This window comes from Streptomyces chiangmaiensis, from assembly GCF_036281785.1.
In the GTDB taxonomy this organism is placed as follows: domain Bacteria; phylum Actinomycetota; class Actinomycetes; order Streptomycetales; family Streptomycetaceae; genus Streptomyces; species Streptomyces chiangmaiensis.
This window is the reverse complement of the sequence record NZ_JAYWVC010000718.1, coordinates 1-620: the sequence shown is the minus strand read 5'-3', so window position 1 is coordinate 620 and position 620 is coordinate 1. Positions and strand designations below refer to the sequence as shown.

Below are 620 nucleotides of genomic sequence, written 5' to 3'. Positions count from 1 at the left end.
CTAGCGGAAGGTGATTCACCTCGATGACTTCCGCCAGACACTGGCCGCGCGGAGCGGGAAGGGTTCGGGCTGGCGCTGTCGGCACAGCGGCCGCCCGGCGCTTGCCGCTGGACGGCATGAGCCACGCGACAAGCGCGGCGATAAGGTTTCGCATAGCCGAGACTCCGTTTCTCGGTGAGCCCCGGTACGGAAGTAGCCGCTTCCTGCCGGGGCGCTTTTCGTTTGCGCGAGCCCATCTTACACAGTGTGCACACTGTGCACAGCGTGCTAGCCAAAGTGCGGGGCGCGCAGTGTGCACGGACCATGGGTTTGTGATCTACGAATGGCAGCGCGTAGCAAATGACCTTGAGCGCCGTATCCGCGCTGAGGAGATTCCACCGGGCGGTCGACTGGAAAACGAGCGGGAGCTAGCGGATACCTACAGCGTCAGCGCTGGGACCGTGCGCCGTGCCGTTCGTGAGCTGCGGGAACGGGGGCTGGTCGAGACCCTCCCTGCCAAGGGTTCCTATGTGGCCGATCCGCTGCCACCCGCTGAGGCGTAGCCGCCGGTCAGTGGCTACGCCGCACCTAGCTGCAAAGGTGTCGGGTCTACCGAATCCCGGTCGTAGCGGAACTCCGCG

Annotated in this window: 1 protein-coding gene; it reads left to right on the top strand. The window is 65.3% G+C overall.

All coding sequences use genetic code 11. The features are described from left to right. Positions 1 to 311: 311 nt before the first annotated feature. Positions 312 to 542: a winged helix-turn-helix domain-containing protein gene (locus tag VXC91_RS46605; protein WP_329513367.1), complete on the top strand. Its 231-nt coding sequence runs from the start codon at positions 312 to 314 to the stop codon at positions 540 to 542. The last annotated feature ends 78 nt before the right edge of the window (positions 543 to 620 follow it).